This is a genomic window from Bradyrhizobium sp. th-b2 (genome assembly GCF_000426785.1).
GTDB lineage: Bacteria > Pseudomonadota > Alphaproteobacteria > Rhizobiales > Xanthobacteraceae > Bradyrhizobium > Bradyrhizobium septentrionale.
The window spans coordinates 19,807-41,612 of the sequence record NZ_AUGA01000060.1; the positions used below are offsets into that span (position 1 = coordinate 19,807).

Annotated in this window: 22 protein-coding genes; 7 read left to right on the forward strand and 15 right to left on the reverse strand. The window is 58.6% G+C overall.

The genetic code is table 11. From position 1 onward, the window contains the following. Window position 1: 1 nt before the first annotated feature. Both K359_RS0139055 and K359_RS0139060 read right to left on the reverse strand, forming a co-directional pair. Entirely contained in the window at window positions 2-877 is an 876-nt protein-coding gene (locus K359_RS0139055) for a branched-chain amino acid ABC transporter permease (RefSeq protein WP_029084097.1), read from the reverse strand. A gap of 93 nt (window positions 878-970) precedes the next feature. Further along, window positions 971-2,194: an ABC transporter substrate-binding protein gene (locus tag K359_RS0139060; RefSeq protein WP_029084098.1), complete on the reverse strand. Its 1,224-nt coding sequence runs from the start codon at window positions 2,192-2,194 to the stop codon at window positions 971-973. Window positions 2,195-3,205: 1,011 nt separating this feature from the next. Here K359_RS0139060 and K359_RS54435 point away from each other — a divergent pair. The 6 genes from K359_RS54435 (at window position 3,206) to K359_RS66355 (ending at window position 7,885) form a co-directional block, all read left to right on the forward strand. Next, window positions 3,206-4,600 (forward strand): tyrosine-type recombinase/integrase, encoded by a 1,395-nt coding sequence (locus K359_RS54435; RefSeq protein WP_051346653.1) that lies wholly within the window; start codon window positions 3,206-3,208, stop codon window positions 4,598-4,600. Window positions 4,601-4,636: 36 nt separating this feature from the next. Next, entirely contained in the window at window positions 4,637-5,014 is a 378-nt protein-coding gene (locus K359_RS0139070) for a hypothetical protein (protein ID WP_029084099.1), read from the forward strand. Between the two features lie 244 nt (window positions 5,015-5,258). Next, entirely contained in the window at window positions 5,259-5,729 is a 471-nt protein-coding gene (locus K359_RS0139075) for a hypothetical protein (RefSeq protein ID WP_156928903.1), read from the forward strand. A gap of 11 nt (window positions 5,730-5,740) precedes the next feature. Beyond that, window positions 5,741-6,694 (forward strand): hypothetical protein, encoded by a 954-nt coding sequence (locus K359_RS54440; protein ID WP_156928904.1) that lies wholly within the window; start codon window positions 5,741-5,743, stop codon window positions 6,692-6,694. A 153-nt stretch (window positions 6,695-6,847) separates the two neighbouring features. Next, window positions 6,848-7,351, forward strand: a complete 504-nt coding sequence (locus K359_RS66350) for a hypothetical protein (RefSeq protein WP_334262044.1) — start codon at window positions 6,848-6,850, stop codon at window positions 7,349-7,351. Between the two features lie 39 nt (window positions 7,352-7,390). Next, the gene (locus K359_RS66355; RefSeq protein ID WP_371261242.1) at window positions 7,391-7,885 is read left to right on the forward strand and encodes a hypothetical protein; all 495 of its coding nucleotides are present in this window, start codon (window positions 7,391-7,393) and stop codon (window positions 7,883-7,885) included. 68 nt (window positions 7,886-7,953) lie between these two features. Here the strand turns inward: K359_RS66355 and K359_RS57660 are convergent, their stop codons facing one another. The 5 genes from K359_RS57660 to K359_RS0139110 all read right to left on the reverse strand — a co-directional run bounded on the left by K359_RS57660 (window position 7,954) and on the right by K359_RS0139110 (window position 13,960). Beyond that, window positions 7,954-8,787, reverse strand: coding sequence for a DUF2971 domain-containing protein (locus K359_RS57660; protein ID WP_165128699.1), 834 nt, complete (start codon window positions 8,785-8,787; stop codon window positions 7,954-7,956). Window positions 8,788-9,384: 597 nt separating this feature from the next. Further along, window positions 9,385-10,476, reverse strand: a complete 1,092-nt coding sequence (locus tag K359_RS0139095; RefSeq protein ID WP_029084101.1) for a PIN domain-containing protein — start codon at window positions 10,474-10,476, stop codon at window positions 9,385-9,387. A gap of 60 nt (window positions 10,477-10,536) precedes the next feature. Further along, entirely contained in the window at window positions 10,537-12,132 is a 1,596-nt protein-coding gene (locus tag K359_RS0139100; protein ID WP_029084102.1) for a DUF2235 domain-containing protein, read from the reverse strand. A gap of 321 nt (window positions 12,133-12,453) precedes the next feature. Beyond that, on the reverse strand, window positions 12,454-12,885 hold the full coding sequence (locus K359_RS0139105) for a hypothetical protein (RefSeq protein WP_156928905.1): 432 nt from the start codon (window positions 12,883-12,885) through the stop codon (window positions 12,454-12,456). Then, on the reverse strand, window positions 12,878-13,960 hold the full coding sequence (locus K359_RS0139110; RefSeq protein WP_156928906.1) for an ImmA/IrrE family metallo-endopeptidase: 1,083 nt from the start codon (window positions 13,958-13,960) through the stop codon (window positions 12,878-12,880). Before K359_RS0139110 ends, K359_RS0139105 begins: the two co-directional genes overlap by 8 nt. A 111-nt stretch (window positions 13,961-14,071) precedes the next feature. Between K359_RS0139110 and K359_RS0139115 the strand changes: the two genes are divergently transcribed. Further along, complete coding sequence (locus K359_RS0139115) at window positions 14,072-14,590, forward strand: hypothetical protein (protein ID WP_029084105.1); 519 nt, start codon at window positions 14,072-14,074, stop codon at window positions 14,588-14,590. 54 nt (window positions 14,591-14,644) lie between these two features. Here K359_RS0139115 and K359_RS0139120 read toward each other — a convergent pair whose 3' ends face one another. The 8 genes from K359_RS0139120 to K359_RS54460 all read right to left on the reverse strand — a co-directional run. After that, on the reverse strand, window positions 14,645-15,004 hold the full coding sequence (locus K359_RS0139120) for a hypothetical protein (RefSeq protein ID WP_029084106.1): 360 nt from the start codon (window positions 15,002-15,004) through the stop codon (window positions 14,645-14,647). Between the two features lie 5 nt (window positions 15,005-15,009). Next, window positions 15,010-16,062, reverse strand: coding sequence for a hypothetical protein (locus K359_RS62040; RefSeq protein WP_156928907.1), 1,053 nt, complete (start codon window positions 16,060-16,062; stop codon window positions 15,010-15,012). Between the two features lie 36 nt (window positions 16,063-16,098). Further along, window positions 16,099-16,257 carry a hypothetical protein gene (locus K359_RS62045; RefSeq protein ID WP_156928908.1) on the reverse strand — a complete coding sequence of 53 codons (159 nt, stop codon included), beginning with the start codon at window positions 16,255-16,257 and terminating at the stop codon, window positions 16,099-16,101. 92 nt (window positions 16,258-16,349) lie between these two features. Then, window positions 16,350-16,472, reverse strand: coding sequence for a hypothetical protein (locus tag K359_RS65940; RefSeq protein ID WP_256375199.1), 123 nt, complete (start codon window positions 16,470-16,472; stop codon window positions 16,350-16,352). A gap of 169 nt (window positions 16,473-16,641) precedes the next feature. Then, window positions 16,642-17,406: a hypothetical protein gene (locus K359_RS57665; RefSeq protein WP_051346656.1), complete on the reverse strand. Its 765-nt coding sequence runs from the start codon at window positions 17,404-17,406 to the stop codon at window positions 16,642-16,644. A 259-nt stretch (window positions 17,407-17,665) separates the two neighbouring features. Beyond that, window positions 17,666-19,717, reverse strand: coding sequence for an AAA family ATPase (locus K359_RS0139140; RefSeq protein WP_029084109.1), 2,052 nt, complete (start codon window positions 19,715-19,717; stop codon window positions 17,666-17,668). A gap of 339 nt (window positions 19,718-20,056) precedes the next feature. After that, window positions 20,057-20,293, reverse strand: coding sequence for a hypothetical protein (locus K359_RS62050; protein ID WP_156928909.1), 237 nt, complete (start codon window positions 20,291-20,293; stop codon window positions 20,057-20,059). A 1,208-nt stretch (window positions 20,294-21,501) separates the two neighbouring features. Next, window positions 21,502-21,806 (reverse strand): integrase core domain-containing protein (locus K359_RS54460; RefSeq protein ID WP_035977886.1); only part of this gene is annotated, 305 nt, incomplete at its 5' end.

Below are 21,806 nucleotides of genomic sequence, written 5' to 3' on the forward strand. Positions count from 1 at the left end.
GTCAGCGCCTCCCGAGCAGGCCCTGGGGCCGGATATACATCACGAACACCAAGAGCAGCAGCGCTGGAATGGTGCGGTAGGCCGGCGAGATCATGTAGGCCGTGATGGTCTCGAGATAGCCGACGACGAAGGCCGCGATCAGCGAGCCCGAGACGCTGCCGAGGCCGCCGAGCACCACGATCGAGAACGCGCTCGCGGTCAGCGGCCCGACGCTGTAGGAGCTGACGCCGAGGAACATGCCGAGCAGCACGCCGGCGATGCCGGCGAGAATGCCGTAGATGGCCCACACCACGATATAGATCTGCGTGAGTTCGAGGCCGAGCAAGGTGACGCCGCGCGGGTTCATCGAGGCCGCCAGCACTGCTTTGCCGGTGCGGGTGCGGTTCACCAAAAGCCAGAGCAGGCCGATCACGAGGCAGCACACCAGCGCGGTGAAGATGTTGTTGCGCGGCGTGCGGTTGCCGAAGATATCGACGACGCCCTCGACGATCGGCAGCACCGTCTTGGCGTTGTTGGTGAAGAAATAGGCGATCAGTTCCTGGATCATGATGCCCCACAGCAAGGTGCCGGTGAGGACGAAGATTTCCTTCTCCTCGTTGGGGATTCGCCTGGAATTCTGGATCGGCTTGACGACCGCGAAATAGGTCGCGAACGACACGATCAGCGCCACGCCGACACCGAACAGCGCGCCGGTGTAGATGTCGAGGTGCAACACGCTGGCCGCGGCCCAAGCCGCGACCGCTGCGGCCACCATGATGGCACCGTGGGAGAGGTTGAGAACGCCGGAGACACCGAAGATCAGGGTGAAGCCGGTCGCGCCGAGCGCATAGAGCGCACTGATGGCAAAGCCATCGATCAGGATTTGTAAGGCGAGCATCTCAGATTGGCCGCGGCAGCAAGGCTGCCTGTTGTGGAGGACGCGAAACCGAAACGGATGCTCCCGGGAGGGACTCGGGAGCATGCTGATCGGTCAGTTCGTGGGGACCTTGACGAAGCTCGGGAACTTGAGATCGCTCTTGGCGACCTCCTTCGGCCAGACCGCGACCTGCTTGCCGCCCTGCCACTGCAGCATCAGTCCGGTGATCAGACCCTTGCCGTACTTGATCGAATGGGTGAACGGATCGTCCTTGCCGTAGAACTGGACGCGCCCGATGGTGCCTTCCCAATCGGTCTTCTCCAGCGCATCGACCATCTTGTCGGCCTCGACCGAGCCGGCGCGCTTCACCGCATCGGCGATGTAGTAGACCTCGTCATAGGCGGTGTAGCCGGCGTAGGACGGATAGTTGCCGTAGCGCTTCTTGAAGTCCTCCGCGAACGGCACCGACTTCGGCGTCACCGCGACGTTCGGGCCCGACACGCCCTGATACAGCACGCCTTCCGCCGCATCGTTGGTGTCCTTGCCGAAGGTCTCGTTGGTCGCCTGCGAGGAAATGCCGAACATCGGGATCGGCACCTGCTGGTTTTTCCACTGCACCGTCGGCTGCACGCCGACATGCGAGATGCCGCTGATGATCACGTCGGGCTTCGCGGCTTCGACCTTGTTGAAGATCGGCGTGAAGTCGGTGGTATCGGGCGAGAAGCGGATATGGTCGACGACCTTGAGCCCGATCTTCGGCAGGCATTCTTCATAGCCGACATCGAGCGGCTTGGTCCACGCCGCGTCCTCGCTCATGATGACCGCGGTCTTCATGTGCTTCTGATCGACCAAAAGATCCTTGGCGGCATCGCAGACCGACAGCGCCAGCGCCGCCGAGGTCAGATAGCCGTGGAAGGTGTACTTGTTCTTCTCATAGTCGGCGTGAACGCTCTTGCTGATCTCGTTGGAGGCGGCGCCGGGCGTGACGAACGGCGTCTTCAGGCGCGAGGCCCACGGCTCAAGCGCCAGCACCACTTCGCTGATATAGCTCGAGATGACGACGTTGACCTTGTCCTCGTTGACCGCGCGCTGGAATGCGCGCACCGAATCCGCCGAGGATGAGTGATTGTCGTAAGAGACGATCTCGATCTTGCGGCCGTCGATGCCGCCCTTGGCGTTGATCTCGTCGGCGGCCAGCTGCGCCGCCTGCGGGATCGACGCCCCCGCGATCGCCTGCGCTTCGGCGATCACGCCGATCTTGAGGGTATCGGCGGCCAGCGCTCCGCTCGGCGCCGCGGCCAGCAGGCCCAACACGGCCGCTCCGGTAAGTTGCTGCATCGCATGAAAAGGCAGTCGCGATGTTGTTTTCACCCTGTTTCACTCCTCTTGTTCTTCTTCGGCCGCTTCGAGCTCTTGGGGCGGGACTATAGCTGCGACAAAATGCGCAGCAAGTGAAACTGCGCGCAGATCGCCATGCATCGACGGCAACTAAAGTAGTGGGTCGGCGCTTTCGGGCTGAACAAAGATGAGGCAGTGGGGTCTCGGCGCCGTGATCTTCCGTGAAGCAGGACGCGGAATGGCTGACGACTCCTTTCAGTCCGACGAACGCCGATCTCTCTTCTCGTCATTCCCCGGTGCGCAATTGCGCATCTGGGGGTGAGCGAAGCGAGAGACCGGAATCCATCGAGCAGCATGCATTGGGTGACATGGATTCCTGCTCGTCGCATCGCGATGTCGCGGAATGACAGCGAGGTGAGCACGCCGATTGGGCTCCCTCCCCCCTTGCGGGGGAGGGTTGGGGAGAGGGGTAAGCCGCGGGCGAGATAGTCGCCATGAAGCTCGTTCTCGCAATTTCGATCACCTAGCATTCAAGCACACATTGAGAGAGCACGTCGTGTAGCACCCCTCTCCCTAACCCTCTCCCGCAAGGGGAGAGGGAACCCGTCCGCCGGTGCTTCCCTTACACGCCAATCACTGAGTTGCCCGACGGCGCAAGCCCCTCGCGCAAAAATATTTCGCGTTATCAGAAGTTTAGCCCAGTGTATAAATCCGTCCGTCTCACCCGATCGAGGGGCGCTTCGCGGTCGTCACGAACGCGGTGTGAGACGCGGTGGACGCTGAGATCACGACGGACGAAGCGTGATTGGAGGCGGACGGTGAAGTCGTGTGGGCTCTATTTTGATCTCAGGCGAGCCCCACTGGCCTCCATCGAGCCTATGAAAACCCTTTAAAACTAGGCTCTTTTGGTAATACGCTTTTCCATCAAGGCCGCTGGGGGCTTCGCTGAACCGTCGCTGCTGGGGCAAGGCCCCAGCGCGGTATCCGCCCCGATCCGCCTGAGAGCACCCCATGCCCAACATCACCGAGAAAAACTGCCGCGCGCAGGTCAAGCAGCGCCGCAAGATCTATGACGCCTCTTGCGCTGGCTTCTACGTCAGCCTGAGCCCGACAGCGCCGCCGACCTTCTCCCTGAAATATACCTGCCCGATCACCAAGAGGCGCGGCACGCATCGCCTGGGCGTCTACCAAATGCCCGAGCATGACCTGGCGTTCTGGCGGAAGGAAGCGTGGAAGCTGAAGCTAAGGATCGCCAATGGCGAGGATGTAGCGCAGACAGCCCGGCAGGTCCGCAGTCGGCAAGCCAAGCAGGCAGGCATCACGGTTGGCGAGATCATCGACAAGCGCATCGCTTGGATCAGCGAGGAGGTCCAGACGCGCCGCCACACTGAGCATGGCGTGGTCATCAAAAAAGCCCCGCGCATGAAGAGCTGGGAAGAACAAAGCCGCCATCTGAACCGATTCGTGCGCCCGCGCCTCGGCAGGATGGTCGCAGGTGATGTCACAAAGCACGACATCGCGCAGCTGCAGGCCGACATCCTCGCAGGCAAGCTGATCCTATACGGCAAGCCGCTGAAAGCATCGGTCTCCAGCGCCCGGCATATGCGCAAGGCTGTATCGGGGCTCTTCAACTGGGCGGCTGAAGCTGGCCGCGACTATGTCTGCGCATCGCCCTGCGTGAACCTGCCCCTGTTGCCCCCCGAGGAGCCGCGCAAGCGCAAGCTGAGCCCTGACGAGATCAAGGTGCTCTGGCATGGGCTAGACCGGCCCGACATCACCACGGATCGCCGCATCTGCCTCGCGATCAAGTTCGCGCTGGTCAGCATGCTGCGGTCGGTCGAGCTGCTGCACATCCATCGCGATGAACTGCAGGGCGATCTGAACAGCGCCGCGCCGCTGGTGGTGATCTCCGAGGAGCGCGTCAAGGCGGGCCGGGAAATTCATCAGCCGCTGTCCGATCTGGCGGTCGAGATCGCCAAGGAAGCCATGGGCAATTATCCGTGGCTGTTCGCGGGCCGCTGGCAGGACGAGCCTTTGAACCGCAAGGCGATGGCCTGCGCGCTGCGGGGCAACAAGACCAAGCGGAACGGCAAGGTGGTCGTGCGGTCCATCGGGCTTTGCGAACTGCTCGGCATCAAACCTTTCACGCCCCATGATCTGCGCCGCACCGCCGCCAGCCTGATGGGCAGCATCGGAATCCCGCGCTCGATCATCTCGCTATGCCTCGACCATACCGTCGCGAAGGACGAGCACGGGGATGTCTCGGCGATCACCGGCAAGGTCTACGATCAGGACCCGCGCATCGGCGAAAAGCGCGAGGCCCTTCAGAAACTGGCTAATGAGATCAGGCGCATTGTCGCCGAACCCATGGAAGCCGCTGATGCTGGGCCGCGGCTGGCAGCATGACGCAAGGAAATAATTGCCAAGAGAGGAGCAACTACTATGGCGACCACCGACGAAGCCGTCACTGGCGTTCGAGCACTGCATCATAGCCTGATCGCGCGCGGCGAAACCTATCGCAAGCTCATTTGCGCAACCCCGGACTCCAACGTCGAGGGGGCCGTCGCTTACGACGAGTTCATGGCCATGCATATCATGCGTGAAATCGCCGCCGTGACTGGCTTCTCCAGCATCGCTGTGCTGAAGCTGGCCGACCTTCAAGAGGCGCTGCATACCGTCTTGCTGTCCGATGGCTTAGACGGTTCGATTGAAGCGGCGCAGCGCCATGTCGCAACCGTCAAAGAACAGTCCCAGCGAGACGAATACGAGAGCACTGCCTCCCGCCGTGCCTTTAACAAGCTGCCACCACTCAACTCGTAAGCCGCCGCTAAGTGCCTGATCTTAGCAGCAGAGAGCCCGCTCCAGATCGAGGCGGGCTCTTTGGCGTCGTACATTCTCGCCTTGCGGGAAAGTCAATAGCGGGAATTGTCGAATAAAATCAATCGGCAATCGCCCGAGTGTTAGGTCAGTGTATAAACGTGCCATTTTTGCTTGCGCCATAGTAGATTTCCCTTGGCGCGGATATGTTTCACTCCGTCAATTGTTGAAACTCGAGGGGGTCGACATGGTTGTAGCCGAAACTCTCGGCGGCTTAAGCGCACTCAAAGCTGCGCTTGATATGACAAAAGCGCTCAAGGACATCAACGACGCCACCATCCGAAATGCGGCGGTCATTGAACTTCAAGAAAAGATACTGGCCGCGCGAGAGGAACAGACAGCGCTCTTGGAAAAAGTCGGTCAACTCGAAAAGACGGTGGCTGATTTTGACAGATGGGACGTTGAAAAGGAAAACTACCAACTTGTGACCATCAGCGCCGACACCTTCGCCTATTTGCGCAAGCCCCCCGCTGCCGGCAACCTCCCGTCCCATTACATCTGTCCGAATTGCTACGAAGATCGCAAAAAGAAAATCTTGCAACGCTCCGATGCAGCACATCTAATGTGTCCCGATTGCAAGACGAGACTGCGCTTCGATTCAGACGAAGCGAGGAAGTTTAATAGGCAGCTTCCGCCTCGTTCTGGCGGCTGGACTTAGTTCGGTCGCCGATGCGAACAACAATCGCCGACCTTCCCCGTGGCGTCTACGACGCGGGTCATCCCAATCTGTCTGACCGCCAGGCCCGCCGTTATCATCCTTTTTCATTCGACTTCGATTCGACCCCAATGAGCCTCGATGATCCCGGAGAGCACTGGGACGAGCAAGTAAAGCAGCAGCATTCGGAGAGCCGCGAGCGGGCGATTGAGCATTTGAAGCTACGGTACGGCACCTTGCGCATCGCGGAAGTCGTAAGGAATACGGTCGATCTGGGACCGAAGTCGATGTCTATGCTGTCGTATCATAATCCGCTGCACGAACAGGCGCGTCGAGCCTTTGTAGCTGAGGCGTACTATCCCGCCCTCGTTGCTGCCTGCGCATTAGGTGAGCGCATCTTGAACCATCTGGTGCTCGACCTGCGTGATTTCTTCAAGTCATCCGAACACTACAAGAAGGTCTACCGCAAGGATTCGTTTGATAACTGGGAGTTCGCGACTTCGGTCTTATCGGACTGGCGCGCATTGGCGGATGGTGTCAGACCGGACTTTCTTGCTCTCGGCGAACTTCGCAATCGCTCTATTCATTTCAGTCCGGAGACTTATCAGACCTTGCGCGCAGACGCCCTCTCAGCCTTGCAGCGGCTCAATGCCATCATCTCCAAACAGTTCGGGTACTTCGGCAATCAGCCATGGTTCATCGAAGGCACGCCGGGCGCTCAATTTATAAAGAAGGCGCATGAGCACAATCCGTTCGTCCGCGCGTACATTGTGCCGCGCAGCGGGTTTGTAGGATACCTGTACGGAATGGAGCGGCTGCCCGACGGGAGCTGGACTCATCTCGACTACGTCGATTACGGCGATGTGGAAATGACGGACGAGGACTTCGCAAAGCAGTACCGAGAGCGTGACCCGGCGAAAGTTGTCTCCCGCCAGCTTATTGAAAATCACAACCCCTCTAAATCATAGCTTCGCCCGCGTGTTTATAGCCCGCAACCGAGCGCTGGCACCGGCCACGCCTGTGAATAACCGGGACAAGCGTCCTAATCGCCTCAACGCTACCCTGCATTGTGCCACCGTGTAGGCTCCCGATTCGCAACGGGCATTGCGGTAGTAAAACCAATGCTGACAGATATTTTTGCAGAGCGTTACAAGCTGACGACGCTTTGGACCATGTTCACAGACACCGAGCGACGGCTGTTGGTTCAGGCGTACCGATTGTTCTCGGAACAGCTATGTCCGTTCAACGACGGCAACAAGACCCTCTGGTCGGACGTTCAAAGCAGGCTGTCAATGGAATTGGGGCGAACGTCCCTTTCGCCACTGACCTACAACTTCATGGGGACATGGAACGGCCAACCGCACCACTATCATGGATCGTGGGGGATGAATGATGTTTGCAAAACGTGGTTCTTGGCCGATTTCGATGGAGGCGAATCCGCAGACAGATTTTTTAAGGAGCGAATGAGTTTCATTGAACTTGCTTTTCGACTTATTGAGGAGCGCGTCGCCACCCATAACGCCAACTTACCATCCGCTATTAGGCAAGTGGACATTTTCTACGACTCGCGCGCCTCACGTAGCGGAAAGCCTCGCGTTCCAGGGAGCCGTGTTGATGGTCTTTGAGCGGCAAACGACAAAATCAACAAGGACTTTGGCGAGGCCGTGGCGGAGCTAAATTCCCGGCTTCGCCAGGCTGAATGCAAATTGCATTACCACAATGGCTTTATCCAAATCTCTCAGGACGATACGGTTGCGCAAGAGATTGAAAATCCGTTCTGGAGACTAGTGGCGGACCCGAAGTGGCACAACGTCGATCACGACATGAAAGAGGCGATTGATTTGCGCGATACTGGCGGTCGTGACCCGGCCTTTTATGCAGCCCGTTCGTTGGAGAGCACAATTAAGATAATCTCAGGCGAAAAGCAGCTTACCACGGGCAAAGAGAAAGGCGCAGCCAACTACATCAACAATCTTAGAGGCGCGGAGCTGATCGAGGTGTGGGAATTGGAGGCGCTCCACCATTTCTTTGCGAAAGTCCGCAATCCATTTGGACACGGTCCCGGCGCGGCACCTATGCCGAGCCTCACTGAGCATCAGACGAATTGGGCCATCGAAAATGCGATGATCTGGATCAAAAGCCTTGTTCGTAGGATGTAATCAGCAAGTCACCACTTGCTGCAGACGTTGTGCGCCGGCGCAGAAGGCAAGACTCCTTAGCGCAACGACTAAGGCGCGACGTATGCAACTGTTTCCTCGCGGGGCACGACGTTAAAGGAAAGGTCGGCGAGCCGTGCCCTGATTACGCTTGCATCAGGATGATGCTTTTTGACGACCGCGCGGACCTGCTCCCATGGTATGCTGCAGGTGTCGCCGATGATCACTTCGGCGAGACGAATAAGTTTTCCAACTGGATAAAACCGAAGACTTTTCTCTTCGATAGTATCTTGAAGAGACAAGATCACTCGCCACTCCCGCTCGTAGCTCCAACTGCTGAATTTTGTTGTCATGAGCAATCCTGCCAATTCTTGATCTATTTCCACTGGCAAGGGGCTTTCCGCTGGCAATGAGCCTACTCGGCGGCCTAGGCGTTCGGTTCTGTAGCTAACCTTTCTAAGTACTAGGCTTCGATCAATATCAAAACCAAGACACATACCACTGTGTTTGGCTGCGTAGTGGCTCCATAAGACGGGGTCGGTCCAATCTTCACTGAAACAAAGCAGTCCCGATGAATGGTCAAATTCCTTCCGGTAGTCGAGGAAGGTCTGATGCTTTCCTCCCTTCTGGTATGCAAGCAGCTCGAACGGATCATTCAGATCAGAAATTTGTCCGACCTTAAGCCTGCTGAAAACGATGTTGCTGATCGCGTACTCGGACGGGCAAAGGTGGTAAGCGCGAAACCACTCGGCGCTCGGTGGTCGGACAACTGCAGCACTCCCGTACTTTCGGCCAGGATGTTCTTTATTTCCATAGCCTGCATTGTCCCAGAGGGCTCGAAAATGGCGGTTCATCGTCTTACGCCAAAGGAACTCCTCGTCGCCTAGTTTACGACTGTAGATCATCAATGCCCCCATGGTCTCCCCCTTAAGGTCTACCATGAGCGGCAACAAAGCGCGATTTAGCCCTTGGCGCGTTCTGCGTCGATGCCGTCGCACTCACCCCGACGGGCCTGGATGTCACTGGGAGTGATGCGGCTGGCGCTGCAGGCGGAGAGCCATCCCATCAGCGACGTTTATCGGTGAGTCGCAAGGCGGATGCGCGCATGTCACCGGCCTCACAGGGTGTTGATGGAAAATTGTTCTTGAGGCAAATTGACAATGTGCAGCCGTTCATTCGGCAGCGCCGCCAGCGCTCGGGAACGGTGCCCGTCTACAAACGGCGACCATCCCCCCCGCCCAAATGTCCCGCCCGGCTGGCCGGAGCCGCGCTACATGCGTCAAACCGAGTTGCCCCCACCACATAGCGGAGATAGCCTCAAACCGCTGCAGCCATCCGCGCACTTTTGAGAGCCTGATGATAAAAAGTGCGCTCAGCAGGCGCGCACTTTGTTAAGGAAACCAACAAGAGGCCGATGTCCGCTGATGCGGGCACAAGTAGTTCATCGCACGAGGTCTGCTACAGAAGCTGTCTTCGCTCCGGCGGCGCGGTTGACCGGATCGTCATTCCTCATAGCCTGAATAGTCCGGGCCAATGTCACCAAAGTCCAGTTCAACGGGGGCGTTGACCAATTCAACATCGGCCAACGTGCAGTCATCGACGGCGTCCCCTCGTATGCTTACGAGAACATCGGCGCGAAACTCCGCCGCAATGCTCTCACGGCTCTCACCGATCTTGCGGTCATGAGCTGCGTCAGCAAAGTAATTGAACTCCGCGTTCACTCGAGCGGTAGTCTCGACGGTTATCTGAGCAACAAAACCATCCTTTTGTGTTTGTATGATTTTGAAGGAGTCGGCAGACGTAAGGGGGCTGATGTCCTTCAGTCGGACATCAAAATCAACGACGCTCCAGTAAAAGTCGTCCGAATATGCCTCGATCTCCGGTTCGATTTCTGCGATTTCTCTACCCAGCCGTTGGTCCAATTCGTTTTTAAAGTCTTGTCGACCGCCCGCAGCTATTGAGCTAAGCAGGGATGCAACTAACCGGCGGGCGCTTTCCGTGTGGGCCTGGAAGCGCTGCAGCGCACTTGAAACATCTTGCTCTGCGTCAATCCATTCGGACTTTCCACAAAAGGAAATCCAGCCCTTGTCGCGCGTAATCGCGAGCAGCTTTTTGCCGTTGGTCTTCGCCCAATCTTCAAGTGTGATAAGCGCGATTGCGTCCGGAAATTCGTGCTTTCTGCCCGCCTCAAAAGGCACCTCTGGAGCAAAGTACATTTCGATTAAGCGTTCGATGTTCGCGCCTGACGCGCGAACGATCTCGCAGCCGGTGAGCCCAGTCCAGTTCCTGAGACTACGGTTCGCCGCGTCGGATGCGTCGAGGCCACCGCCGACGAGCGTTTTTAGCGACGCTAGCGTTTTCGCGTCGAAAAGCCGTGCAAGTGCACTTTGACGTATAGCGGTTTCTAGCTGTTGTTTCGCGAGATCGGCGTCAGATTGCAGGTGTCGGAAAACTTCCCTCAGCACAACTTCAGACAGAACGAATGTTGCAGAGCCTTCGGCGAATTGTTTAAACTGCGCAAGAATGCCGCGCTCAAGATTCAAGTGCTTCTGGTCAAATATGTTGGTGTCTAATGTGACGGCATCGTATTTCACTTTGCATCTTCTCCAGACAAGCGTACTGCGTGCGCATCTTTACGCAGTCGAGGCGGCAGGTTAGGCCGAGGGTGCCGGGCTGGATGCAGCTGGAGGTCCCGGTTCTTCGCTTCTGCCGGGCGGCGCATCCGAAGCCGGTGAGACAATGTAAAACTGTTTGAAGTCATCGTGTTCACGAAGTGCTTCCGGGCGGTATTCGCCGACTTTGTCGCTTGCGCAATCAATAATCGTTTCCAGCGCAAACCGCTCCTTCACCGTCGGATGAATCTTCGCTTGAGGTAGAATGGATCGCTTGATAATCTCATAGTTGGCGTTAGCCAGAAGGCCTCGAAGGATGCGGGGCAACCGCTCTCTAAATGCATCAATTGCGTCTCTCGTACCCGCAATCTCGCTGTGCTGCATGCTCGTTGCATCAGGGTAGAGATGCAGAGGTGTGCCTGTTGTGCTTGTACCGGCCACGGCTTCATCGTTGACCGTTACCGGTCCGAACTTGATCGGATGTTCTAGCGCAAGGATCTCTTCCAGCATCCACTGCAGCGAAATATCAGAAAGCCGAGACTCCGTCTCCGGATAGCTGCCACCGACGTCGGAGTGGTTGCCCGCAAACCACGCTTGCGACAAGTGCGTGCTGTCTGCTTGGCCCCAAGTGACGCGGTCAAAATCCTTCCGCCTCTCGTCGATGGCGTTGGCGGAACGGGCCGTGCCGACATACCTCGACAGGAGGCGGTCGAAGTTCCCCGACTTCCATTCGGCTTGATGGGAGCGGTTTTCGCCCTTCTTGGGGTAATCGTAGATTGTCTTCGTGTATTGCGCGCGCTGCCTGTGCAGAAACCAAAGAACCAACAGCACGACCAGAGCAGCACTTATCGCAAGTTCTGACCACCAGAAGCCGAAGCCAAGATAGTAGTCTGCGATTAGCGACGGCACGACCGCGAGTACAGCAGACGCTACGGTGGCGACGCCGGTGAAGAGAAGTGTCAGGCCCGCTTGAATCAAGAACCTGCGCATGCCGCTGGCGCCGAGCGCGGCGACAGTGTCAAAGACGCCAACAAAGTACGCCGCCGCATTTGACCGATCCTTGTCGGTATCCTCACCGACAAAATTCGAGCCATACTTCGCGCGAAATCTTCGGGCCTGTTCGTCACGCTCGGTCTCATAGTCGGCACGCGCATGTCCAGCGCCATGCTCATAGACGGTTTCAACTGCTTCCCTAGCGATATCGTGAACCTGCTTGCGGTAGCGCAGCAGCGGTCCGTTCTCCGCCTTTGTCGGAATGCCACACAGCATGAGCGTGTTGGCAAGGCAGCGGACAGTGTACGCGCCACGACTAAAGCCGATCAGGTAAACCCTGTCACCTTCCTGGTAGTGATTAATGATGAACTCGTAGCAGTCGGCCATGTTCTTGGTGATGCCGCGACCGGTCACCGACTGCAGCAGCTTGTCAATTTTGCGCATGATGCCGGTAAGCCCGCCTGCGCCGCTATCCGTTCCTAGACCAGGGTCATAAAAGCAAACCTGTTCGATAGGGTTGATCGGGTTGTCCGGATGCACGCGGGACGACCTATACAGCTTGTAAACGTTGCTGATGCGTTGCTCAGGGCGAACGCCCCCGTCCTGACCCGTGCCGTCGGAATAGACGACAATGTTCTTCTGCATGAAATGTAGCTCCGCCGCGCAAGCAGCAAACGTCATAAAAGCGACCACACGCTACAGTAGTTGAGTCTGACCAAATATCCTACCCCTCGGGAACCGCGCCTATTGGAGAGCTGCGGGCGCAGCGCTCCAGCGACCGTTATCCGGCTGGCTCAAAATTGTCGCGCGTTGGACCGAAAAGGAGGATCGTGCAGCAGCGTATTATGATCGTCGTTCGGACCATCAGAGGACCAAAAACTGCAGGTAAAGTTCGCGTGCATAGTGCAGCTCAAAGCGCTCTAACATTGCGGGCGTCGGAGGTCTCCCACCTGATCCCGATCCGACTTATGCGGCATTTTCCACCCAATCTGCGAGATCCATAACGGCGCAATCCATCCCATCGTAAGCAGCGAGGTTGTTCGCGGATGTAAGGACGGTGTATCCTTTGTTCAGCGCTACCGATGCGGTGTGGAGTTCAACGTGATTGTCGTACGCTCCTCGCGAAAACCCCAAGTTCAACTCTTCCGTAATGCGCGCGGCCCGCACTTCCACATGCGTGCTCAACTGGATTTTTTTAACAATGTACGGGGCGAGTTCGTCTGCATCGTCCTCGTAAAGGTCCCTGAGTTCTTGCAAAGCCCAGCTAGGCACACCAATCGTGCCGTCCTCGAGACGTGCAATCAGCGCTGCCTTCAGATTGCCGGTGGCATTCGCCAGTTCGTGCAGCCCGCTTGTGTCAATCACACATGAACAATCGGAGTCCGGCTTCTTAGCCATCATCCAGCTCCAAATTACGGAGCTCGTTAGCGGATAGCGAGTTCACGTACTCAAAGTAGGATTTTTGGTATTTCGGCTTCAGTCCAGAGGCGCGATAGAGATCAATTTCGCTAATGATCCCATGCTCCAAAAATTGCCTGAAGGCTCTGGCAAACGTGAACCCATATTTTGCCAGCTTTACCTTCTCTTGGGCAGGCGGTTGTTTGCCTCCGCCTCCCTTTTCGGAATAGTCCGGATTGTCGTTGTGGACCAATGCGAGCCACTTACTGTGGCTGCCATTTTTATAAATCTTGAGCTGCTCTAAACGCAGGACGGTTGCTTCTTGACTCACCTTAAGCTTGCGAGCCGCCCACCTCACATCATCCAAGTCAGGATCACGTGTGACAGGCACGCCAAGTAGACTGGGGACGTAAGCCTGCGGAACTAGAAAGCTGCCAGCGAAACGATTGCAGCGCCGCTCTATCGCATTTCTTCTGACAAACGGGTCAGAGATGCCGGACATTCCCATAAGTACGTGAGCAAGTTCGTGCGCGAGCGTGAATAGTCGGCGCGCCCGGGTCTGCTGCTTGGTATTTATCAGGATTAGAGGGTGAGTACGGTGCGCCAGACAGAACCCGCTGCCATCCTCGCGCGGAAACGAGTCCTGCAGAACCACGACACCCTTTTCTTCGATCTTCCTGCGCACTAGGACGTAGAATGTCCTCGCGTCTCGGGTTTCCTGCTGATCCTCAAGCGTTATGGAAAAGTGAGCGCGGGCCTTGAGCGCAAAACGGTCGATGTCTTCGTCCGTTTCGGCCGTGAACGCGGGCAGACCAGTTACGGCGGAAGCTTCAAACTGGATTAGCGACTTCTGAATGCCTTCAGCGAGTTTGATTGCTTCAACCGTTTCCCGCGATTTCGGACCTGGCTCGGGGATGAGCGAGCGAAAATCCGGAATGGACTCCTCTAGGGCGGGGAGCCGCTGCATGTAGAACGCGAATGCTGGTAAAACCAGTTCGCGCGCAACCGACCGAAGGAGGTCTCGCTTCGGCTCTGGGTCACGACGCAGCTCCCGAGCCAGCTCGGTGGGGTCCATGCCCAGCCGCTCCGACAGCTTGGCGGGAGTCAGCCGCCGCGCACGAAGAGCTTCTTGGAGAATATTAGGGTTATATGCCACGAATCGCGCGTTACGGGGTAAAGTCAATTTATGAAGTATGGCGACCTTTCCAGTATTGTGCAACTAGGGGTTGGCTTGCACGTCGGGACTGCCGTTCTTCAGCTTTACGGAGAGCTGGGCGTTGCTCCGCTTGAACGCCGTATCGCTCGAATAAAGAGGTTATTCAGCTTACCAGAAGCAGAACGGCCCTGCCGCGACCTTGAAGAGGAGCTGAACTGGGTTGAAAGTAGATATGGACTCTTCAAGATTGAATTTTTCCGGGAATACCGATGGTGCGTCGCACTCAACTCAGCCGTAGCGGTCATATTGGCCGCATTCCTCATTGTCATTGCATTCAAAGCCGATGATCAAATATTGGATGGCTTCGAGTGGTTTGCCGTTTTCGCAATAGCGGGCTCCTTTCTGCCAGCGCCGCTGATACTTGGCTCCCTTTGGTTTGACGCGCGGAAACGAGTGAAGGCATTGAAATCCAAAGCAGACAGTATCGAGAAGCGGGCGCTAGAAGTCGCCCTCAATTCACCGGCCGGAACGGATCTGGCGGGCGGATAAGCGGTGCCGCCGCTGCATAAACACCCCCGGTGTCTCGTGACGCTACAGCGTTTTTTAGTTCAGCCCGGGCCGCTGCACCGCGTCCGGCAGGTCGATCACCTTGGCCTGCTCTGCATTTGCCAAGCGGCGCAGTTCGGCAATCGCGATTTGGTGTTCTGCCAGCCTGACGCTGGTTTCATGGTCCTCAGCTGACCGCACGTCGTTCGCGCCCACCAATTCCACCAGTTTGAGTTCAAGGCTGCGAATGTTCTCGGCTTGTCTATTCAACTTCTCGTCTTGATCCTGGATCATGGCCTTCAATTCGGCGATCAATTCGACGAGCACTGCGCGATCAAAGCTGCGTCTGGCGTCGATCCGTGAGTCGCACCAGTTGTTCCAGGCAGACCAGTCGGTCTCGCGGTGTTTGTCGGTCATGACGTTCACCAATTAACGTTGTTGATGACCTGCGCTCCGCCCGGCGTGACGGCCCATGCCGCGCGGGCGCGCACTCGGATCGAGATCAGATCGGTCTGGAAGGCGGTCTTGGTTGGCAGCGCTACTGCACCGCCTGATCCAACAATGTCCACTGGGCTGTCATCTTCAAAGTGAACGGTCGCGGTCCTGCTGGTCTCGATCTGGGGTGCGTCCTGATAGCCTGATGCGACCGCAGGGAGCGCGAAACAGGCAACGGTCTTTGCTGGCAGCCCCAGCGTCGAGAGAACCGGATGATCGAACTTCGGGCCAACCTTGGTCTTGATGACCGTCGCCTCACGCGGCGAGCAGACGAATACGGCTCCGAAGGAATCGATCCCCGACGTGCCGATAGCGCCGATCAGACCGCCGAGGTCTTCAGCCATTGCATCCGGACCGGCGGCGACGGCTGCAAGCGGTGCAACGCCATGCAACAATCCTGCTGGTTGCGCGTCATCAGCCGCCGCTGTGCCAAAGGCGACTGTATCGATGGACTTGTTCGATGCGTCGGCGAGAAGCCGACCAATGATGGCGGATGCCGCCTCGGGAGTGGCATTTTCCAGTTCGGCGGTCGTCGCTGCCATGATTAATATTTTTCGGGTCGGTCCAACGGTGGTGCTGCCCAGCCCCCACTGCACGTTCGGTCCTGCTCCTCCCTCAGTAACGAAGATCGGTTGCGGCTCCCAGGTGGCGATATTCGGGATGCTGATGGTGTTGACGCCCCTCAAGTCCAGCTTCAGCCCGCGCTCGAACAACGCGACCGCCGCGCTTGATGGGCTGAGACTTTGGAATAGGCCCGTTTTGTCGAAGGCAGGGAAGTCCTCTGTGCTGGTTGGGCTCTGTGCGGCGCGCAGGATCAGGGCTGCTTGATCATCTCTGGGCCAGGCAGCTCTTAGGATGTCAGCAGGATCGGAGCGTTGCAAAGTCGCGAGCGCGCTGGCGGTGATGGCGCGATGCCAGCTGCGGCGCTCATGATGTGAGTTCTGCAAATCCTCTGGAACAAGTGCTCTTGTGGTCTGCATGTGACAACTATAAGCCCGCAACTAGGCTCTGGATCGTCACGCGCACGGTTTCTTTCCGAGCCAGCGGTCACAGAAACTGGACAGCACTTCACTGGCTGCCGTCTCGATGTCTTTGGTTGGGGCAGCGCTTTCCAACTGATCTCTCGCGCGCAGGGCCGCAGCGAACCGGCGCTCGTCCACCAAGACATGCAGCATTTTGTATCCGGCGCGCTGCCGAGCCCGAAAGTTGCGGGCGCGTGCGGCACCCGGAGAACTGCTACGACCCGGTGGTGTGCGCTTGTGCATCTTCAGTCGGCTTCAAAATGTGCGGCACCCTCCGCCTCGTTGCCCCATGCATCCCATCCAGCTCGCTCAGGGCCGCGCCGGTTCAGCTCGATCTTCGGCAGCGTCGGGAAATAGCTTTCGATCATGCTCGGGCTTCGCCGAATGGTCGCTGACCGGAGCCTCGATCACCGAATTCCCATTGCATCCCCGGTGCCGGCGCCGGGATGTCGCCCTTTCTGCCGACGAGCAGCAGCTCGTGCTGATTCCGATTCCAGTAGCCAGTGCCCGCCTTGTCCTTCATCCAGGCGAAGTTGCTTACATACGCGAAGCCCCCCACGCCGCCATGACCTCCAGCGTCCGCGGCAGCATTGGCACCGTGGCCGAGAGGAAAAGCACGCTATCGTCCGCCGCAATGCTCGGCACATCGCGCGCCTTGATCGCGGCGAGCGGCGATGTCGGATAATGGTTGTCCGGCGAAGAGTTGAGCGAGCCGCGCGGCGAATAGAACTCGAATTGCCATTCCGGGTCAGCGACGATCACGCCATAGTTTTTGTCAGGCAGCGCCAGCTGCTTCGATCCGAGCGCGGCCTCGCGTTGCACGCGCGCTTCCAGCTTCTCGGCCTGCCGCTCTTCTTTGCTTTCCTTGGCCTCGACGGTTCGCGCAGCTACCGCGCCGGTCAGGACAGGTGGCGCATTTGCGCCAGCTCGCGTCTGGCCGCCGTTGATATTGCTGGCCTTCCTTGTAGTCGGTGGCGCATTTGCGCCAGTGTCGCGATCCACTGTGCTGCGGTTAACGCCCAGAGACTTGGCGATGGCGCGGTTCGAGACCTTCGGCTGCAGCTGCTTGATCCGCAGTGCGACTCGCTTGCGCTGCTCGGCGACCGCTTTCAAATTGTCGAGCCTGACAGAAGCCATGAAGGCGTTGACGTCATCGAAGCCATTCCCGACGCCGCGCCAGCGATCCTGCTCCAGCAGCCATTCCAGCTTGCCGCAGGCGCGCTCGAAGGTGTAGCCCGCGATATGGACGCCTTCGATCAAACCGCCATAGGCCTCAAGGGCGCGGGGATCGGCCCGGTTCATGACCGGCCGCCTGCGGTCGGCATCGTCCCCCCAGTACCGCGTGCAGCCCGTGCGCCATGATACCGGCTCCGTTGGCGCGATTCCTTGGGTTCCGTCCTAGCGTGGTTTTGGCCGATGCTGCGCCATTGGAGCGCCGTTAGAAAAACCATAATGGCGCACCCAATGTGCCATTGGTTTTTACTATAGGCGCTCCGGTAACAACGGCGCAGACCGCTTGCGCCCTTGATGCGCCATTGAAACCGGGTCAACGGCGCAGCCCTCATGACGGCCTCTTTACGGCATCCACCCGAAGACCTTTGACGGGCTTCCGGGTGGTCGGGTTTTCATAGGAATGTTGGATCAAAAGGCCGGCGCCGACCCACATCTTGATGATCTGCCGGGCTGGACCTTCACCCTTGCCGCAGTGCCTATCGATCACGCGCCAGGCGGCGCGGTCGGTGACATTGGGTGCATCGCTATATCGGTTCCCGTCTGGCAGGCCCGCCTCGATGTCGTCGAGGATGGCGTTCAGGACCGGGACGCTGATGTCGGCGAACAGCCCCGGTGGCGACCACGCCTCGACCGTCTGGACGTTGTCGCCGCTCGGATAGCCGTCCGTCTCGTTGCCGATCTCGACACCAACCAGTCGGAACCATTTTGCCGCTGTCATCGGTGGCATGATGTTGACCTTGGCGCTGTCGAGTCTGATCAGGCTGCGGCGCTCGGCCTCGCTCACCCCGAGGGCCTGCGCCTCTTCAGGCGTCATCGGCGTCAGGGTGTAAACCAGCCTGCCAGCGTCCCGCATCGAAGACGCGCCACGACCACGATCCGGGTTGCCGGGATCGGCCTGCCCCTTTGCGGTGTGGTGCGGCAGATCGATGGCGCAGTTAAGGGCCCCTGCCATGTCGGAAAGTATCTGCACCACCTTGTCGATCATCGAATTGGAATTTTCTTCGACGCTGTGGCTCTTCACGAACGGATCGATGCAGCAGATATCGATCTTGCGATCCATGATTGTGGCGGCCAGCTTTCCCGCCAGCGCGCCGACCACGGGCCTGCCGTGCTGATCGGGCACCATCAACTTACCGCCATCGGCTCCGGGTGATGCCAGAAACAGCCAGCCCTCCAGTTCGGGCTGTGCCACACCATGATGCAGACAGGCTGCGCGCAACCTGCGGCGCAACTCATCGGCATCGTCCTCTAAACTGACGATCAACACGCGGCAGCGCTGGAAGACATGCTCGCCTGTAAGCGGGCGACCGATGGCGAGCGAGATCAACTGTGCGAGGCGCAGCGCGCTCTTGCCGACGCCCCCGGGTGCGACGATGGATGAAATGAATTTGCGACAGAAGGCGGTGCCCAGCAGCCAGCCGCGCGGCGGCGGGAGATATTGCTTATCGGTGCCCGCATCCCACTCGCCAAGTACCTTGGCCTGCCGATGATCCTCGGCCTGATCGAGCAGTCTGTCGAGGTCTTCGCGCGAATGCCCGAGCGCCAGCCAATCGCTGATGTCGGCTTTCGGCGGGATATCGGGCCAATGTTTGGAAAGATCCAGCACGCGGACCCGCGCTACTCCTGACAGCGCGCGCGCCACCGCCTGCGCATGATCCTGTCCGGCGAAGATCGCCGAGCCGTCCTCATGAAACATCAGGTCGCCGGTCTTCTGGTGTCGCTTCTGCGGATCGTGATCGCCAACGACGACGACATGAGCACCCACAAAAAACGCGGTCAGGTCATCGTGCCACTTGCCAGCGCCACCGGCATTGCATGTGGCCGGGACGCCGAGGCCCCAGAGCCGATCAGCATCTTTCTCGCCCTCGACAATGACGACCCTGCGCCCTAGCTCGATCTGCTCGTTAAGTTCGGGCAGGCGGTAGGGCACACGCGGCACGCCCTCGACATCCCATATCCACTTGCCGGGGCTGTTCCGATCGGGACGACGCTGGCGAAAATTTTTAGGCGAATAGCGCAGCACCTCGAACAGCAGCTCGCCGTTGGCGTCACGGTACGGATAGGTAGCGACGATCTTACCGAGCGGCGCTCGCTGCCTTCCGTTCGCCTTGCGCGGCGCGGCACGCTCAGCCTCAAAGCCGTTGCGCTCGATCCAGGTGCGGCCATCGACGCCAGTGACATCCTTGATTAGGGCGAGCACGCCGCCGCCGACACCGCGCTCGTGATCGAACCAGCAGCCTGTTTGCAAATTGATAGCCATCGATCCGTGGTTGCCAAACCGCAGTTCGCCTTCCGACGACAGCGCTTCGTTTGGCTCGCCGAGCAGCCTGCGCGCGATGGGCTCCATCTGTCGGGCGATGTCGTCGCGCGGATCGGTCATCGGCGTGCGCCTGTCCCACTTGAAATTTTCAGGGGCGCGGCATAGACGGAGGGTTCTGGCTTGCTCGGTCTGACCGCGCCAACGGTCAGAACAGTTCAGGGCCCCGGATTCCCCTCCGGGGCCTTTTGTTTGGATATGTGGAAAAAGGGATGATGTTGGGCATGGGAGCAACGCCGCTGTTCAGCGCTTCAAGCCGTCGCAATAGACGCAAGGGGCGAAAGCGTTGGCAGTACCTGTTCGGTGTCTCCCGTTGACAGGACCGCGCGTTGATCTCCGGCATGCCCGCCGATGAAGTAGTTCTGCCCCAAGGGGCCGTGGCCTCTGGGGTCTCCCGTTTGTTCAGGCAGCGTCCGGCCTGCTCATGCCCTCGCGCTCGATGATCCACCGCGCGGCGGCCTCCTTGCTGATCCGCACGGCCTTGCCGATCCGCATCTCGCGCGGATTCCAACCGGCTCGCTTCATTTTTTCGTACAAGGACCGGCTGATGTTCATCGCGGTGCAAAATTCATCAACGCTGTAACTGAGCCTCGGCACAGCTGCGTACTTCTTGCTGTTTGCTTCGCGGGAGCGTGCCATCGTCGTTATCCTCTGGCATCATGCGGCGTACTGCACCGCCTCACGCAAGCATCTCGCTGCGGCCAATTTTGTGCAAGCAAACAGATAAGGCCAAGCGAGGCCAGTTGGGCTCGATGGAAGTTGTTTTCAGATAAGAGAACGAGCAGCGCGTTTTTAGCGCCTCGTGCGTCAGCGAGATCGGCGCTTCGCTTGTTCGTTCCGCTGCTAAGACGCACAACATCGAAGCGGAGCGATAGGCCTGCGAGATACGCCTGCGCGCGGAGTGTGCCGATCGGAGAAGAGATCGGCAAGGTGCCGAAGGCACCGCGCGGCGCTCCAGCGGCTAGAATTACCGCGCAAGGTAAATTTAGGAAGGGTGGCCGCACCGAGGCGATGCCGTCAGGCACGTTAGCGCGCTCGCTTTCAGAAGCTGGCGGTGCTGATTCCAGCTGAACAGGGCGGCGCATCGCGGCGGCGGAGGCCAAGGCGCCCCAGATCGGCTCAGCCTTCAAACTGATCTGTGCTGGGGCCTAAACGGGGCCTGAGCCACCCGCTCGGTCCCTGCTGTTTTCCAAGGTATTGAAAAGCCCACATTTTTCATGCGGTGAAGGGGCTGGACATCAGGCCGTGTGGTCCTGACGCCCTAGTGGCCGGTGTCCCCTTGCGAAACGCGAACGCGTTTCTGCGAAGGCGGTGACAAACAAGCCCAGTCTCGCCGGGGAGAGCACGAAATAAGCCGTAACCCATCGCGCAGGGAAAGCCGGATTGCTCCGGTTACACCTGTGGTCCTACCCCCGAGCTTTCTACCTTTGCTCGGGGCCCATGGGTGCGATCGGCACCCGGCTTTCCCTGCGCCCTCTGCTCAACGAGAGGGCGGAACGAAGAGCAAGACTCGGGCAATTCATGTCGTGAGAACGCGAAGCTGTATCCCCACTCACACTGTCATCGCCCGGCTCGACCGGGCGATCCAGTACGCCGTGGCCCATCCACTCAAGCACAACTGTTTCTGGAATACTGGATCGCCCGGTCAAGCCGGGCGATGACACCGCGCGGTTTGACAGGTTGAATCGAGAACCATCCTCATCGTCGTCCTGGCCTAGTGCGCAATTGCGCACGGGAGCCAGGACCCATTACCCCAAATGGCAATTGTTGCGCGACGCTGCGGCCACGATCGCTACGACAACCAAAATCGGTGGTCATGGGTCCCGGCTCCCGTGCGCAATTGCGCACTAGGTGTTTAGTCCCGGCATTTGCTGGAGCGGATTGAGGGTGAATCGTTCGGGCTCCTTTGTCCAGGCTTTGCAGATATATTCGTAGGGCGTGAGGCCCTTCAGGGTCTTCAGCCGCCGAGCGTAGTTGTATGCGTTAATGAAGTCAGCAAGGTGTGCTTCGAGCTGATCGTGTCGATCGTAATGATAGCGTTGGACGGTCGCTTCCTTGATCGTGCGGTTCATGCGCTCGACCTGCCCATTGGTCCAGGGATGCTTGATCTTGGTCAGCCGATGTTCGATGCCATTCTCTTGGCAGCGCATAT